Source organism: Streptomyces sp. NPDC039430 (assembly GCF_055639435.1).
Genome location: NZ_JBVKAK010000004.1, coordinates 383,603 through 399,568, shown reverse-complemented (window position 1 = coordinate 399,568; position 15,966 = coordinate 383,603). Strand labels below are relative to the sequence as shown.

Sequence of the window (15,966 nt, the reverse complement as noted above, 5' to 3'; positions counted from 1 at the left end):
CTCACCTCGGAGACGGGCCCGGCGGGTCCGGAAAGGAGCGTCCCGTGACAGATCTCGCGACGAACGTGCCCAGGCTGGTCTCCCCGGCCGTGCAAGCGGAAGCGGCGGCCGCCGCGACCCTGGCCGCCGCCGCGTCGAGGGTGGTGATCAGGGACCTGTCGGATGTGGCCGAACTGGCCGAGGTCGCCGGACTCTTCGGCTCGATCTGGCAGCGGGGCGCCGGTGCCGAGCCGGTGACGACGGAGCTGCTGCGGGCCATGACCTCCGCGGGCAACCCTGTCGCGGGCGCGTACGAGGACGGTGAACTCCTGGGCGCCTGCGTCGGCTTCTTCGGCAACCCGGCGGAGGCGAGCCTGCACAGTCACATCGCCGGAGTGGCGCCCCGAGGACGCGGCCGGGGGATCGGCTTCGCCCTCAAACTGCATCAGCGCGCCTGGGCGCTGCTCCACGACGTCTCTCTCGTCACCTGGACGTTCGACCCCCTCGTCCGGCGCAACGCACACTTCAACCTGGCCAAGCTCGCCGCCCGCCCCGCGTGTTACCTGCCGGACTTCTACGGGCCGATGCGCGACGGCATCAACGGATCGGGCGAGTCCGACCGGCTGCTGGTCCGGTGGGAGCTGGCCGACCCCGCGGTGTCGACCGCCGCACGCGGTGAGCCTCCGCGCGTCCACATCGACGTCGATGTGGGTGTGGACGCGGACATGAAGGTGAACGGCGCCGCGCTCGCTCTGTCGGTCGGACTCGACGGCGGGCCGCGCACCGGCCCGGCGGACGGGCCGGTCGTCCTCGTCGCCGTACCGCCCGACATCGAGGCGCTCCGGCGCACCGACCCGGGCCGGAGCCGGGCGTGGCGCCACGCGCTGCGGGAGGTGTTGAGCGGTCTGATGGCGGAGGAGGAAACCAAGGTCCTCGGATTCGATGGTGCCGGCAGGTACGTGATCTCAAGGGAGTGGTCCACATGAAGCTCGACGGTCTGGAACTCCTGCGTGTCCGGATGCCGTTGGTGGCACCGTTCCGGACGTCGTTCGGCACGCAGGACGAACGTGATCTGCTGCTCCTGCGCGTCGTGACGCCGTCGGCGGAGGGCTGGGGCGAGTGCGGCGCGATGACGGGGCCGGTCTACTCCTCGGAGTACGTTGACGGAGCCGAGCACGTACTGCGGAACTTCCTGATACCGGAAGTCCTGGCGGCGGACGGCGTCACGGCGCACACGGTCGCGCCCCTCCTCGCCAGGTACAAGGGTCACCGGATGGCGAAGGCCGCCCTGGAGATGGCCGTGCTCGACGCCGAACTCCGCGCGCGTGGCCAGTCCTTCGCCTCGGCCCTCGGCTCCACCCGCGACTCCGTGCCCTGCGGGGTCTCGGTCGGCATCGTGGACTCGGTGCCGCGACTCCTGGATGTCGTCGGCGGCTATCTGAACGACGGCTACGTCCGCATCAAACTGAAGATCGAACCCGGCTGGGACATCGAGCCGGTCCGCGCGGTCCGCGAGTGCTTCGGCGACGACGTACTGCTCCAGGTCGACGCCAACACGGCGTACACCCTGGCCGACGCGCCCCACCTCGCCCGTCTCGACCCCTTCGGACTCCTCCTCATCGAGCAGCCGCTGGAGGAGGAGGACATCCTCGGCCACGCCGAGCTGGCCCGCCGTATCCGAACGCCGATCTGCCTGGACGAGTCGATCGTCTCCGCCCGGTCCGCGGCCGACGCGATCACACTCGGCGCCTGCCGGATCGTGAACATCAAACCCGGCCGCGTCGGCGGGTACCTGGAGGCGCGGCGGGTGCACGACGTCTGCGCGGCCCACGGGGTCCCCGTGTGGTGCGGCGGCATGATCGAAACGGGGCTCGGGCGGGCGGCCAACGTCGCGCTCGCCTCGCTGCCCGGCTTCACGCTCCCCGGCGACACGTCGGCGTCGGACCGGTTCTACCGGACCGACATCACCGAGCCGTTCGTCCTGCGCGACGGGCACCTGCCCGTGCCGTCGGGGCCCGGCCTGGGCGTGGCCCCGGTCCCTGACCTGCTGGCGGCCGTCACCACCTCGAAAGTCTGGATCGGTTCATAACACCGTACGAAATCGGTGGTAACTTCGGTCGGACCGGACCAACGGGACCCGGTACGCCCGGGGTTACCTTCAGGTGGTGCTGACACCGGTGCCCGGCAAACCACATACCAGCCTGGCACGTGTCCTCGACGACCTCGGGGACACGCTGCTGGAGTCCATCGCGGGCGGCCGGAGCGCCCGTCGGCGGCTCGGCGGGGTGGTCATCCACGACCCGCTCGACGCATCGGAGTTCCCCGCCCAGGCCGTCGTCCTCGGCGTCGGGGTCCACGAACCGGGCGACGTCGTACGCCTCCTGCGCGACCTCGGCCACAAGGGCGCGGCGGCGCTCGTCGTCCGGTCCCCGTTCATTCCGACAGCCGAGGTCCGGCGGGCCGCCGACATGTCCGGCGTCGCGCTCCTCGGACTCACCCGGGGCGCCTCGTGGGCACAGGTCGCCGCCATGCTCCGGACCCTGCTCGTGGAGGGTGACGTCGGCGACGTGTCGCCGCAGACGCTCGGCGGCATGCCGTCGGGTGACCTCTTCGCGCTGGCCAACGCGGTCGCCGCGCTGCTGGACGCGCCCGTGACGATTGAGGACCGCAGCTCACGGGTGCTGGCCTTCTCCGGCCGCCAGGACGAGGCCGACCAGTCCCGCGTCGAGACGATCCTGGGCCGTCAGGTGCCGGAACGCTTCACCCGGGGCCTGGAACGCGACGGCATCTTCGAACGGATCTACCGCGATCAGGACCCCGTGTACGTCCCTCTGCTGCGCGATGAGTCGATGACCATCCCACGGGTGGCGCTCGCGGTGCGGGCCGGCGACGAGATCCTGGGGTCGATCTGGGCGGCGGTGCGCGGACCCCTGTCCGAGGAACGGACGCAGGCGCTGATCGACGCCGGCAAAGTCGTCGCGCTCCATATGCTCCGGCTGCGCGCGGGTGCCGACGTTGAACGACGGCTGCGGGCCGACCTGGTGAGCACGGCGCTGGAAGGCGGAACAGGGGCGCCCGAGGCGATCGCGCGGCTCGGCCTCCAGGGTCAGCCCGCGATCGTGCTGGCACTGGGTCTGTTCGGCGGCCCGGAAGGGGATCCCGCGGGTGATCCGTTCGCCGAGGACGATCTGCGCCGGGTCGCGGACCGCCAGCGCATCGCGGACGCGCTGGCCATGCACCTGAGCGCCGTCCAGGCACGCTCAGCCGTGGCACTCCTGGGCGACGTCGCCTACGGCATCGTGCCGATGCCCGGGAACGGGGCGGACTTCGAGGAACGGTCGGTCCGCGTCGCGGCCACGTTCCTGGAGCGCACCGGGCACCGGGTGGCGGCTGCGATCGGCATCGGCCCGCCCGCCCTCGACGGCACCGGCCTCAGCCGCTCGCGCGACGGCGCGGACCGGGCGCTGCGGGTGCTGCTCACCAACCCGGGCGCCCGGCGGGTCACCACCGCCGAAGACGTCCACGTCGACGCGCTCATGCTGGACCTCGCCGATCTGGCCACCTCGCGCGGGGACGTGGCGACCGGTCCCATCGCCCGCCTCCTCGCCTACGACGACCGGCACCAGTCACGGCTCGTCCACACGCTGTGGTGCTGGCTGGACGCTTTCGGCGACGTGGCGGCGGCGTCGGCGGCGGCGTATGTGCACCCCAACACCTTCCGGTACCGCCTGCGCCGGCTCGCAGAGGTCGGCGGGATCAATCTCGACGACCCGGGCGAGCGGTTCGCGGCGATGCTGCAACTGCGGCTGCTGCCCCCCGCGGTCCGGCGCCCCACGGGGGAGTGAGAGCGGGAAACCGCGGCGAAACATCGTTGGCCGGCGCTGCCGGAAAGGCTTCTGAAGGTTCGTGGAACTCCACGAACCCCCGCCACCACCGGATGCTCAGGACGGGACACCGCCGCGACGGCGGCCAGGGCGGCGGCGGGGGACCGCGCGGCTTCGGCGCTGATCACCGCGGCGGCCGTCGAGTTCGTCCGCCGCGATGAATATTCTCCCCGATCTCGTCATTTCTCACGAATCGGTGGCGTCGGCAGCGGCCGTATCATCCCAGAATCGCCTGCTCTCCCTCTCAGAGATCACGAGGTGCGCATGTCGAAACTCAACGAACCGGGCCGCCTCGGCGGCAAGGTCGTCGACGCGGGCTCGACAAGGCGCGCGGCCGTACTCGTCGGCACGGTCACCGCCGTCGCTCTGACGACGAGCGCGTGCGGCGCGGGCGGGCAGTCCGGCCAGGACCGGACCGCGAACGGGAAGCCGGTGAACGGCAGGACATTCACCCAGGCGATCGCCTCCGACCCCGGCACTCTCGACCCGCACATGGCCGTCATCTCGGTCGCTCTGCAGGTCGACCGTTATCTCTACGACCCACTGCTCCATCTCGACCCGGACGGGAAGCCGGTGGCGGGACTCGCCGAGAAGTGGACCGTCACGGCCGACAAGGCCACCTTCACCCTGCGCAGCGGGATCACCTGCGCCGACGGCTCTCCGCTGACCGCGAAGGATGTCGCCGCGAACATCAATTTCGTCGGCGACCCGGCCAACAAGTCGCCGATAGCGGGCCTGAACATCACTCCGGGCACGAAGGCGACGGCCGACGACGCGACCCGCACCGTCACCCTCACCAGCGGCGCGCCGGACGCGTTCCTGCTCCGTAACGCGGGCAGCCTGCCGATCGTGTGCGCGGCGGGCCTCAAGGACCGTTCGCTGCTCGCCAAGGGCGGCGCCGGTACCGGGATGTTCAGCCTCACCGACGCCGTGCCCAACGACCACTACACGCTCACCCGGCGCAAGGATTACACATGGGGACCGGGCGAGTGGAAGAAGGACCAGCCGGGGCTGCCCGAGCGCGCGATCATACGTGTGATCCCCAACGCGAGTACCGCGTCGAACCTGTTGCTGTCCGGCGAGCTCAACGCGGCCGAGATCTACGGGCCCGACAAGAAACGGCTCTCCGCCCGGAAGCTGTTCCACATCGACTATCTCTCCGTCATGGGCGAGATGTTCTTCAACCAGGCCGAAGGCCGGGTGAGCGCGGACGGCGGCGTCCGGCGCGCCCTGGTCCAGTCACTCGACCTGGCGAAGATCGGCAAGGTCCTCACGGGCGGGGACGGCGAACCGGCCACCGGGATGGTCACCGCCGAACCCAAGTCCTGTACGGGCGACTCCGTGACGGGCAATCTGCCCGCGTACGACCCGGCTGCGGCCAAGTCGGCGCTGGACGCGGCTGGTTGGCGCACGGGCCCGGACGGCGTACGCGCCAGGGACGGCAAGCGGCTCGCCCTCGACGTGATCTACGGGAGCCAGTTCGGGCCGACGTCGGCGCCCACCGCCGAGCTGGTGCAGAAGACCTGGAAGGACATCGGCGTCGATGTCGCGCTGAAGAGCGCCGACAGCAGCAGCGTCAGCCGGGCGCTGTTCGACACCGGCGACTGGGACGTCTCGATGAATCCGGTGGGCTCCGCGCTGCCGAGCCAGGTCGTGGCGTTCCTCTCGGGGCCGAAGCCGCCACAGGGCACGAACTTCGCGCACATCGAGAACGCGACGTATGAGGCGAAGGTGCGTGCGGCGATGACGAAGACCGGCGAAGCGAGCTGTCCCGACTGGCTCGCCGCCGAGACGGCTCTGGTCAAGGAGGTCGACGCGGTGCCGTATATGAACTCCGTCAACTCGTACTTCGGCAACGGCGCGCGGTTCGCACTCAGCCAGGACAGCATCACCCCGACGTCCATCCGAATGTATTCCTGATGGCGGCCACCGTCCCCGCACCTGCTCCCGCGACATCCGCCGTGGCGCCCGGCGCGCGTGCCGGAGTCCGGGGCATCCCCTGGCTGCTGTTCGCCCGGCACCGGCTCGGCCGGTTCGTCGTGTCGCTGTGGGTGCTGGTGACCACCGCGTTCCTGATGATCCAGCTGGTCCCGGGCGACCCGGTCCGGGCGTCGTTGGGGCTGACCGCGCCCGCCGAACTGGTCGAGGCCCGGCGGCACGCGCTGGGCCTCGACGACCCGGTATGGGTGCAGTACGGCCACTATCTGGGCGGTCTGTTCGCCGGCGACTTGGGCATGTCGATGGGGAGTGACCTGCCGGTCTCGCAGGTGATCGGCGACCGGCTGCCCGCGACGCTGGAGCTGGCGGTCCTGGCGTTCGCGGTGGTGGTCGTCGTGGCGATCCCGGTGGGTGTTCTGTCCGCGGTACTGACCCGGGGCGGCAGGCGGCGCGGTGGCGAGCTGGCCTTCACCTCGGTGAGCGTTCTCCTTGCCGCCGTCCCCGAGTTCCTGGTCGCGGTCGGTCTGGTCGCGCTGTTCGCTGTCCGTCTGGGCTGGTTCCCGGTCGCCGCCGGCGACGGCGCGAGCGCGTACGTACTGCCGGTGGTGGCAATGGCGGTCGGCCCGGCGGCGGTGCTGGCGCGGATCGTACGGGTGGAGATGCTCTCGGTCCTCGGCGCCGACTTCATCCGCACCGCACGGGCGAAACGGCTGCCGGCCCGTGCGGTGTACCTACGGCACGCGCTGCCGAACGCGCTGACCGCGGCGCTGACCCTGGGCGGGCTGATGTTCACCTCGATGGTCGCGGGCACGGTGCTGGTGGAGAACGTCTTCGCCTGGCCGGGACTGGGCTCGACGATCGTGTCGTCGATTCTGGAGAAGGACTATCCGCTGGTGCGGGGCATCGTGCTCGTGTACGGCATCGGGGTACTTCTGGTGAATTTGACGGTCGATGTGCTGCTGGCGCTGATCGACCCGCGTTCGACGATCCGGGAGAGCTGAGATGACGGCTGGGACGACGGAGAGCCCGCAGAGGGCGGAGCCGGAAGCGGCGGCGGGAACGCGAAGGCGAGCCGCACCCTGGCTGGCGGCCGTACGCACACCGATCGGCGCGTGCTCCGCCGTCCTGCTGGCGGCCGTGGTCCTCCTGGCCGTCCTGGCACCGGTCCTGTGGGGCGACAGGGCAGCCGCGATCGACACCGACGCGATCGGCCAAGGACCCTCCCGGGGGCACCTGCTGGGCACGGACTCCCTCGGCCGCGACATCCTCTACCGCACACTGGTGGCGACCAGGCTCTCCGTCGAACTGGCGGTGACCGCCACCGCTATCGGCGTCACGGCCGGACTGGTACTGGGAACCCTGCCGACGGTGCTGCCGCGCCGTGCCGGCCGGCTGGTGACGTCCGCGGTGAACATCGCGGTGGCGTTCCCCGGTCTGCTGCTGGCGCTGTTCTTCGCCGTCATCTTCGGCGTCGGCACCCGCGGCGCCATGCTCGCGATCGCGTTCGCCATGGCGCCCGTGTTCGCGCGGCTGGCACAGACGCTCGCCGCCTCCGTGGCGGGGCGGGACTACGTGTCGGCGGCGCGGGTCGCCGGCGTCGGCCGGATCCGGCTGCTGGTACGGCACATCCTGCCCAACATCGGCGAGCCGCTGGTGGTGAACGCGACCGTCGGCGCCGGCACCGCCCTGCTCGCGTTCGCCGGGCTCTCGTTCCTCGGCATCGGCGTCCAGGCCCCCGCCTACGACTGGGGACGGCTGCTCGGCGAGGGCCTGGACGGGCTCTATGTGAACCCCGCGGTCGCCCTGGCACCGGGCGTGGCGGTGGTGCTCGCCGGTCTGGCGTTCAACCTCGTCGGCGAGACCGTCGCGGCGGTCGTCGGAGTCCGTACGCCGTCGGCGCGGATCCGGGAACGGCTGGTGCCGGCCGCCCGTACGGCGCCGGCCGAGGAGACCGGCACGGCGCCGCTGCTGGCGGTGGAGAACCTTCAGGTGGCGTTCCCCGGCCAGGCAGGCTGGACGGTGCCGGTGCGCGGCGTGAGCTTCACTGTCCACGCCGGGGAGGCGATCGGCGTCGTCGGGGAGTCCGGGTCCGGCAAGAGCCTGACCGGGCTGGCGGTGTCACGCCTCATCGAGGCGCCGGGTGTGGTGACCGCGGACCGGCTGGAGTTCGCGGGTACGCCGCTGCTGACGACCCCGGAACGGGAGTTGCGCGGCGTACTCGGCACCTCGCTCGCGATGGTGTTCCAGGACCCGATGACCTCCCTCAACCCGACCCTGCGGACCGGGCGGCAACTCGCGGAGGTGTCCGAACAGCATCAGGGCCTGTCCCGGGGACCGGCGCTCGCCCGCGCCGTCGACCGGCTGCGGGCGGTGCGGATTCCCGCCGCCGAGCGACGCGCACGGCAGTACCCGCATGAGTTCTCCGGCGGGATGCGGCAGCGCGCGATGATCGGCATGGGCCTGATGGGGCAGCCCCGGCTGATCGTGGCCGACGAACCGACGACCGCGCTGGACGTCACCGTGCAGCGGCAGTTGCTGCGCCTGCTGGCACGGACGCGGGAGACCGAGAACGCCGCGATCCTGCTGATCAGCCACGACATCGCGGTCGTCGGGCAAACCTGCGACCGGATCCTCGTCATGTACGCCGGGCGCGTCGTGGAGGACCTGCCGACCGCCGACCTGACGACCGCGCCCCAACACCCGTACTCACGCGCGCTGCTGGACGCGACCGTTGAGCTGGACACCGACCGGGACAGGCCGCTGGCGGTGATTCCCGGGCGCCCACCCGAGCCGGACCGGATGCCGGTGGGCTGCGCGTTCGCGGCCCGGTGCGAGCGGGCCACGGAGCGGTGCGCGGCGGAGGACCCGGAGCCGGTACCGGTCGGGCCGGGACACCGGGTCGCTTGCTGGCACCCGCACACGGCGCCGGCCCCGCACACGGCGCGGACCCCGGCCCCGCACGTACCTGAAACCGCCGGCCCGCGGTCCGGCCGGGAAACCGTCACCGCCGGAGGGGACGAATGAGCGAGTTGGTGTTCGACGCGGTGAGCGTGCGCTACGGCGGCGGACACGGCGGCCTGACCGCCGTCGACCGGGTCAGCCTGACCGTCCCCAGCGGCCAAGTGGTCGGCCTGGTCGGGGAGTCGGGCTCGGGCAAGTCGACGCTGGCGCGGGCCGCGGTCGGCCTCTCGCCGGTCAGCTCGGGCCGTGTCCTGCTCGACGGCACCGACATACGCCGCCTGCCGCGGCGCCGACCGCTCCAGATGGTGTTCCAGGACCCGTACTCCTCCCTGGACCCCCGCATGAGCATCGGCGAGTCGATCACCGAGGCCATGCCGCGCGACGCGCACCCCGGCCCGGCCGGCCGGCGTGCCGAGGTGGCCCGGCTGCTCGGCCTGGTCAACCTGGACCCCGACCGCGCCGCCGTGCTGCCCCGGCAGCTCTCCGGCGGCCAGCGCCAACGCGTCGCACTGGCAAGGGCGCTGGCCGGGCAGCCGCAGGTGCTCATCGCCGACGAGATCACCTCCGCACTGGACGTCTCGGTGCAGGGTGCCGTACTCAACCTGGTCCGTTCCGTGCAGCGGCAGCTGAACCTGTCGATGCTGTTCATCTCCCACAACCTCGCCGTGGTGCGGTACGTCAGCGACATCGTCGCCGTCATGTACCTCGGCCGCATTGTGGAGGCGGGCCCCGCCGAACAGGTACTCGATGACCCGCGGCACCCCTACACCCGCGACCTGCTCGCCGCCGCGCCGTCCGCGCACATGGGCCTGTTCGACGACGAAGGGGACGGTGAGGGCCCCCTCCACGACATCGACCCGCCCGACCCGCACCATCCACCAACGGGCTGTCGCTACCACCTCCGCTGCTCGATCGGCCCGCTCGCGCACCCCGAGCGCACCGTCTGCGTCACCACCGACCCGGTCGACGACGCGGTCCACCGTCGCCACCGGGCGGCCTGCCACTTCACCGGAAGCGGCACCGGACAACTCGCCCCACCCAAAGGAGGCAGCCCGCTATGACCCGACGCCAGGGCATCGACGACCTGTATGGCTTCGCACTCCCCGAGCAGCCCGCGGTCTCACCGGACGGCCGTCGGATCGTGTACGTCCTGCGCACGGCGGACCGTACGCGGGACAAGAACGCGTGCGCGCTCTGGCAGGTCCTCGCCGCGGGCGGCGAGGCACGGCAGCTGACCCGCGGCACGGCCGACACCGCCCCCGCCTGGTCGCCCGACGGCAGCCAAATCGCCTTCCTGCGGGCGCGGGACTCGGCGCCGCAGCTGTGGCTCCTGCCCGCGGCGGGCGGGGAGGCCGAGCAGGTCACCACACTGCCGCTCGGCGCGGGCGCACCCGTCTGGAGCCCGGACGGCACCCGGATCGCGTTCACCGCTCCGGCAGATCAGGCGGCGGAGGACGGCGAGGACGACGACGCCCGCGAGCGCCGCGCCAAGGCGCCGGTGGTGGTCGACCGGCTGGACTTCAAGGCCGACGGCGCCGGGCTGCTGCGTACCGTACGGACCCATGTGCACGTCCTCGACACCGGCACCGGGGAGATACGCCAGGTCACCTCGGGGGACTGGCACGCCGGTGATCCCGCCTGGTCGCCCGACGGCGGCCGGCTGGCGTTCCCGGCCGCGCAGGACCCCGACTCCGACCTCACACTGCGCTCGGGGGCGTACGTGGTCGACGCGGCGGAGCGCGCCGCGACGCCGCGGCTGACCGGTTCCGGCGAGGGCGTGGCTGCCTCGGTCATCTGGACCACCGACGGCTCGGCGCTGCTGGTCGTCGGCCGCCGGGACACCGAGATCGGGCACGCCGGTCTGCTGCGGGTACCGCTGGACGGGGGCGACACCGTCGACCTGACGGCGCCCCTGGACCGCAACGTGATGCCGGGCGGCCCCGGTTACCCCGGCGGGCTGCCCCGGCCCACCGACGACGGACGCGTGCTGTTCTGCGTCCGCGACAGGGGCTGCACCCATCTCTACGAGGTGGCGGCCATGGGGGATGCCGGTGACACACCGCGGCATGTGGCAGGCGGCGCCGGGGACACCATCGCCGGTCTGTCCGTCGCGGGCGGCACGGTGGCGGTCGTCCTCGCGACGCCGACGTCGTACGGCGAGATCGCGACCGTAAGCCGGGCGGGGAAAGCGGCGGAAGCCCTCACGCGACACGGCGCGAGCGACGCCGACGTTCGGCTGTTCGTTCGCGAGGAGCGCGAGTTCACCATCTCCGACGGCACGGTCGTACAGGGCTGGCTGGTGCGCGACCCCGCGCGCGGCGGTCCCTCCCCGCTGCTGCTGGACATCCACGGCGGCCCGCACAACGCCTGGAACGGTACGGCCGACGCCACCCATCTCTACCACCAGGTACTGGCCGCGCGCGGCTGGACGGTCCTGCTGCTCAACCCGCGGGGCAGCGACGGCTACGGCGAGGCGTTCTGCACGGCGGCGGTCGGTGCCTGGGGCGAGGCCGACGCCGCCGACTTCCTCGAACCGCTGGATCAGCTGGTCGCCGAGGGCGTCGCGGACCCGGAGCGGCTGGCCGTGGCCGGCTACAGCTACGGCGGATTCATGACCTGCTGTTTGACCAGCCGCGACAACCGTTTCGCCGCCGCTGTCGCCGGGGCGGTGGTCAGCGATCTGACGAGCATGGCGGGCACGTCCGACGCCGGGCACTACATCGCCGTCCGTGAACTGGGAGGCGAGCCCTGGGCGGTGGAGGGGCGGTACGCGACGCGGTCACCGCTCAGCCACGTCGACCAGGTGCGTACGCCCACGCTGATCGTCCAGGGAGCGGACGACGTGCGCTGCCCCGTCGGGCAGGCCGAACAGTGGTTCACCGCGCTGCGCGAGCGGGGCGTGCCGACCCGGCTGGTGCTCTATCCCGGCGGCTCGCACTTGTTCATCCTCAACGGGCCGCCGTCGCACCGCGCGGACTTCAACCGCCGCGTCGTCGAGTGGGTGGAGCAGCACGCGGGCGCCCGGGGGAGCGCCCCGCGCGTCCCCATCGACGCCGCGCGCTGGCGGCGGCGGCTGGGCGAGCTGGCGCGCGAACACCGTGTCCCCGGCGCGTCGTTGGCCATTCTGCGGCTCGGCGCGGACGGCCTGCGCAGTGCCGGCGGCGTGGGCGACGCCGGTGGTGCCGGTGGTGCCGACGAACTCGTACAGGCGAGCTACGGAGTCCTGAACAAGAACACTGGCGTCGAGGTCACCGACGACACGCTGTTCCAGATCGGCTCGATCACCAAGGTGTGGACGACGACCGTCGTCATGCAACTGGTCGACGAGGGCCTGCTCGACCTCGACGCGCCGCTCGCGGACGTACTGCCCGAACTGCGGCTCGCGGACCGGGACGTGGCCAAGCAGGTCACCATGCGGCACCTGCTCACCCACACGAGCGGCATCGACGGCGACGTGTTCACCGACACCGGGCGGGGTGACGACTGCCTTGAGCGCTATACCGACCTGCTCAAGGACGTCGGGCAGAACCACCCGCTGGGCGTGACGTTCTCCTACTGCAACTCGGGATTCACCCTCGCCGGCCGGGTGATCGAGAAGCTGACCGGCAAGACCTGGGACACCGCGCTCCGCGAGCGACTGATCGTCCCGCTCGGCCTCACCCACACCGTCACACTGCCCGAGGAGGCGCTGCTGTTCCGCGCCGCGGTCGGCCATGTCGCCGCCGGCGGCGAGGAACCGGAGCCGGCGCCCGTCTGGCTGATGCAGCGCTCGGCGGGCCCGGCCGGGCTCATCACGGCGGCGACCGCGGACCTGCTGGCGTTCGCCCGGCTCCATCTGACCGGCGGCCTCGCCAAGGACGGCGAGCGGCTGCTCTCGCGGGCGTCGGCGGACGCGATGGCGGAAAAGCAGGTCGACCTGCCCGACAAGCACAGCATCGGCGACTCGTGGGGACTGGGCTGGATCCGGTTCGACTGGGACGGACACGAGGTTATCGGCCACGACGGCGGCACGATCGGCCAGTCGGCGTTCCTGCGGCTGCTCCCGGAGCAGGGCCTGGCGGTGGTGCTGCTCACCAACGGCGGCAGCACCCGCGACCTGTACGAGGACTTGTATCGGGAGATCTTCGCCGAACTGGCCGGGGTGGCCGTGCCGTACACGCTCGTCCCGCCCGCGGAGCCGCCGGCCGTCGACGCGACACGTCATCTCGGCGTATACGAGCGGGCCACGTATCGCACGGAGATCCTGCGGACCGACGCAGGGCTCCGCCTGCGCCAGATCACCACCGGGCCGGTCGCCAAGCTGATGCCGGAGACGACACAGGAATACGACCTGGTACCGGTTTCCGACATGCTGTACGCGTATCGGGCGCCGGATTCGGGGATCTGGACCCCGGTGACGTTCTACTCGTTGCCGACGGGAGAGCCGTACCTCCACCTCGGTGTGCGGGCGGCCCCGAAGATCTCCTGACCGGGACGCGGCCGGTGCCTTTCTCCCAGGGTGGGAGGGGGAGCGCCGACCGTCAATCCGCCAACGAGCGCGGCGGGTTGATCCAAGCCGCCGCCGGCGGCGAGGTCGGCGCAGTCCGTCCAGGCCTGGATCCGTTCGGCCTCGGTCTGGTCGAAGACGCACTACCTGGTCCACGTCCCGGCCCGGATCGCCCGCTCAGCAGGACGCATCACCCCGCACCTGCCACACAACCGGCCCTGCGGCACGCCTGGACACACCTCTTCGACACCGTCCGCGACCCACCCGGACCGGCCTGACAGCCCCCGCCCAACCCCGCCCGCCAGGGCCCGGCCGGAACCGAACCGTGAACAGCTGGACCGACCAGCAGGTGCCACCTGTCCAACCACAGCCACCAACCGGAACCAGCTCACAAAACGATCAGGAGATCAGCTTCGGAGCACGTCGGTGGATCGAGGCCACCAGCCCTCAGGGCGCGTCCTGGCGGCTCCGGATGGCGTGGAGGGTGCCGCGGACGGGGCGTGACGGCTGGAGGGTGAGGCCCGTGCGCGGCGGGATCTCGCCCTCGTCCACCTCGACATGGAAGCGCCGCGCGAGCGTGGCCAGGACGAGTACGGCCTCCACCATCGCGAACCTGGCCCCGAGACAGGCGCGCGAACCGCCGCCGAACGGGAACCACGCGTGGTCCGGTACGGAGGCGGCCGCGTCCTCGTCCCACCGCTCGGGACGGAACGCCTCCGGGTCGGGGAACCAGCGCGCGTCGCGGTGGGCACTCCACTGGCTGGTCCAGAGCACGGTGCCCTTCGCGACCGGACGGCCACCCAGTGTCGAACGCTCCGTGGCGATCCCGGTCATCAGCCAGACCGGGGGATAGAGCCGCAGTGTCTCCTTGATGATCTGCTCGGTCCAGGGCAGCAGCCGGAGGTCGTCATGGCCCGGCGCCCGGCCGCCGAGGGCGTCGGTGACTTCCCGGGTGAGCCTGGCCCGCGCCTCCGGGCTGCGGGAGAGCAGATACCAGGCCCAGGTGAGTGTGGTGCCGGTGGTCTCGTGCCCGCCGATATAGAGGGTGACCGCCTCGTCCCGGATCTCCTTGTCGGTGAGCGGACGGTCCTGTTCGTCCCTGGCCGCGAGCAGCCGGCTCAGCAGATCGTCGCGCTCCTCGCCGCCGCGGCGGCGTAATTCAATGACATGGGCCACCTCACGGTCGATGACGGCGACGGCCCTCTTCAGCTTCCGGCGGCCCGGAGTGGGTATCCAGGGCGGCAGAAACAGCGTGACGCCGCGGAACTCGTCGCCTATCGCCCGCTGTGCGATGTCCATCGCCGGTCCGATCGTGGCCTCGCGACCCACGGTGTCGGCGCCGAAGAGCGTCCGTACGGCGATCCGCTGGGTGAGCCCCAGCATCGCGTCACGCACATCGAGACGCTGGCCGGGCCGCCAGGACTGCGCGAGCGTGGCCGCGCAGTCGGTCATCGTCTCCGCGTAGCCCCGCACCTGGCGGGGGCGTACGGCGGGCTGTACGAGGGCGCGCTTGCGGCGCCAGGAGGGACCCTCCGAGGTGACGACGCCCTCGCCGAGCACGAGCTTGAACGCCCAGCCGAGCTGGGGGTGGCGGTACTCGCTCTCGATGCCCGTGAGCAACTCCCCGATGTGCTCGGGACGGGAGAGGAACAGGGCCCGCTGCGGCCCGAGCCGCCACTCGACGAGGTCGCCGTGGCCGCGCAGCCGGGTGAAGAAGCCGAGCGGATCGCGCGCGAAGGCGGGCAGATTCCCGACGAACGGCAGTCGGCGCGGACCGGGTACGGGGACAGTCGTCATGGCGGGACTCCTCGGCGGTCGAAGGCTGCGGGAGGTGCGGTTCGGAGACGACGGGGCCCGACAAGCAAAGCGTCAGGCCACGCCCCGCGCCAGAGGGCCCGCGGCCGCACACGGGGCGGGAACGGAGCACGGCTCCGTATCCGACCGCGAGAGGGCCCCCGCCACCGGCGGCCCGGCCGCTCCGCTCGCCCGCCGGATCAGTCCGTTTCGAGGCGCAGCGCCGTGAACCGCGTGGTGAAGCCCGTGCCGTCGGGCGACGCGCACATCGGTCCGGCCTGCGCGGCCGCCTCCGGCGGGAAGTAGGCGAGCCGCAGCATCGTCCCGGGCTCGCCGTCGAGACCGTAGAGGATCGTCACGGTGTCGCCCTCGCGCCGCAGTTCGACGGTCACCGGTGCCGGGGTGTCGGTGAGGTGGGCGAGCGGTACGACGTTCCAGTCCGACACCTCGCGCGTGACGACGGCGCTGAGCTGCTGGCGGCCGTCGACGTACTCGATGCCGGTCTTGATCCAGTTCTTCTCGTCGAGCCGCAGCAACAGCCCGGCCTGGTCGTACTGTTCGCGGTAGTCACCGGAGAACGTGACCCGCAGCCGGAAGGCCGCGGGCACCGGCCGCAGCAGGGCGTGTCCCGTGTCCCGTACGAAGCCGTAGTGCGTGGTCACCCAGAAATCCGTGTCGGGTTCCGTGGTGATGTCCAGGGCGTCGTCGTACGCGGTCCACTGGGCGGGCCGGTTCAGCCACGTCCAGTCGGTGAGACCGAGACATGATTCCGTGCTGGTGCCGTTGGTGCTCTCGCCCATGGTGTCTCCTCGCGTCGGCGGTCGGGCGACCACATTGCCACGGCGGCGCGCGGCTCCGGCGAGCGGGGGCAGGGCGCCGGGGTGCGCCGGACCCGCCGGTTCCGCTTGCCCTGGAGCGCGCTCC

At 72.0% G+C, this 15,966-nt stretch carries 10 protein-coding genes; 8 read left to right on the top strand and 2 right to left on the bottom strand.

The annotated features are described in order from the left end of the window. The first annotated feature begins 44 nt into the window (after window positions 1-44). The 8 genes from ACZ7LS_RS13590 (at window position 45) to ACZ7LS_RS13555 (ending at window position 13,230) form a co-directional block, all read left to right on the top strand. On the top strand, window positions 45-965 hold the full coding sequence (locus tag ACZ7LS_RS13590; RefSeq protein ID WP_385129810.1) for a GNAT family N-acetyltransferase: 921 nt from the start codon (window positions 45-47) through the stop codon (window positions 963-965). Beyond that, window positions 962-2,068 carry an o-succinylbenzoate synthase gene (menC, locus tag ACZ7LS_RS13585; RefSeq protein WP_385129808.1) on the top strand — a complete coding sequence of 369 codons (1,107 nt, stop codon included), beginning with the start codon at window positions 962-964 and terminating at the stop codon, window positions 2,066-2,068. Before ACZ7LS_RS13590 ends, menC begins: the two co-directional genes overlap by 4 nt. Window positions 2,069-2,144: 76 nt before the next feature. Continuing rightward, window positions 2,145-3,824 (top strand): PucR family transcriptional regulator, encoded by a 1,680-nt coding sequence (locus ACZ7LS_RS13580; protein ID WP_385129806.1) that lies wholly within the window; start codon window positions 2,145-2,147, stop codon window positions 3,822-3,824. Window positions 3,825-4,127: 303 nt separating this feature from the next. Next, complete coding sequence (locus ACZ7LS_RS13575) at window positions 4,128-5,783, top strand: ABC transporter substrate-binding protein (RefSeq protein WP_382880935.1); 1,656 nt, start codon at window positions 4,128-4,130, stop codon at window positions 5,781-5,783. Continuing rightward, window positions 5,783-6,802, top strand: a complete 1,020-nt coding sequence (locus tag ACZ7LS_RS13570; protein WP_382529252.1) for an ABC transporter permease — start codon at window positions 5,783-5,785, stop codon at window positions 6,800-6,802. Before ACZ7LS_RS13575 ends, ACZ7LS_RS13570 begins: the two co-directional genes overlap by 1 nt. 1 nt (window position 6,803) lies before the next feature. Further along, a complete protein-coding gene (locus ACZ7LS_RS13565) occupies window positions 6,804-8,825 on the top strand; it encodes a dipeptide/oligopeptide/nickel ABC transporter permease/ATP-binding protein (protein ID WP_385129803.1) in 2,022 nt (673 codons plus the stop codon). After that, a complete protein-coding gene (locus tag ACZ7LS_RS13560) occupies window positions 8,822-9,823 on the top strand; it encodes an ABC transporter ATP-binding protein (RefSeq protein ID WP_385129801.1) in 1,002 nt (333 codons plus the stop codon). Before ACZ7LS_RS13565 ends, ACZ7LS_RS13560 begins: the two co-directional genes overlap by 4 nt. After that, the gene (locus tag ACZ7LS_RS13555) at window positions 9,820-13,230 is read left to right on the top strand and encodes a serine hydrolase (RefSeq protein WP_385129799.1); all 3,411 of its coding nucleotides are present in this window, start codon (window positions 9,820-9,822) and stop codon (window positions 13,228-13,230) included. The genes ACZ7LS_RS13560 and ACZ7LS_RS13555 overlap by 4 nt, the downstream gene beginning before the upstream one ends. 465 nt (window positions 13,231-13,695) lie before the next feature. On the opposite strand, the gene ACZ7LS_RS13550 is transcribed toward ACZ7LS_RS13555, so the two are convergent. Both ACZ7LS_RS13550 and ACZ7LS_RS13545 read right to left on the bottom strand, forming a co-directional pair. After that, on the bottom strand, window positions 13,696-15,045 hold the full coding sequence (locus tag ACZ7LS_RS13550; RefSeq protein ID WP_385129797.1) for a cytochrome P450: 1,350 nt from the start codon (window positions 15,043-15,045) through the stop codon (window positions 13,696-13,698). 197 nt (window positions 15,046-15,242) lie between these two features. Then, window positions 15,243-15,842, bottom strand: coding sequence for a DUF1349 domain-containing protein (locus ACZ7LS_RS13545; RefSeq protein WP_382529237.1), 600 nt, complete (start codon window positions 15,840-15,842; stop codon window positions 15,243-15,245). Window positions 15,843-15,966 lie beyond the last annotated feature (124 nt).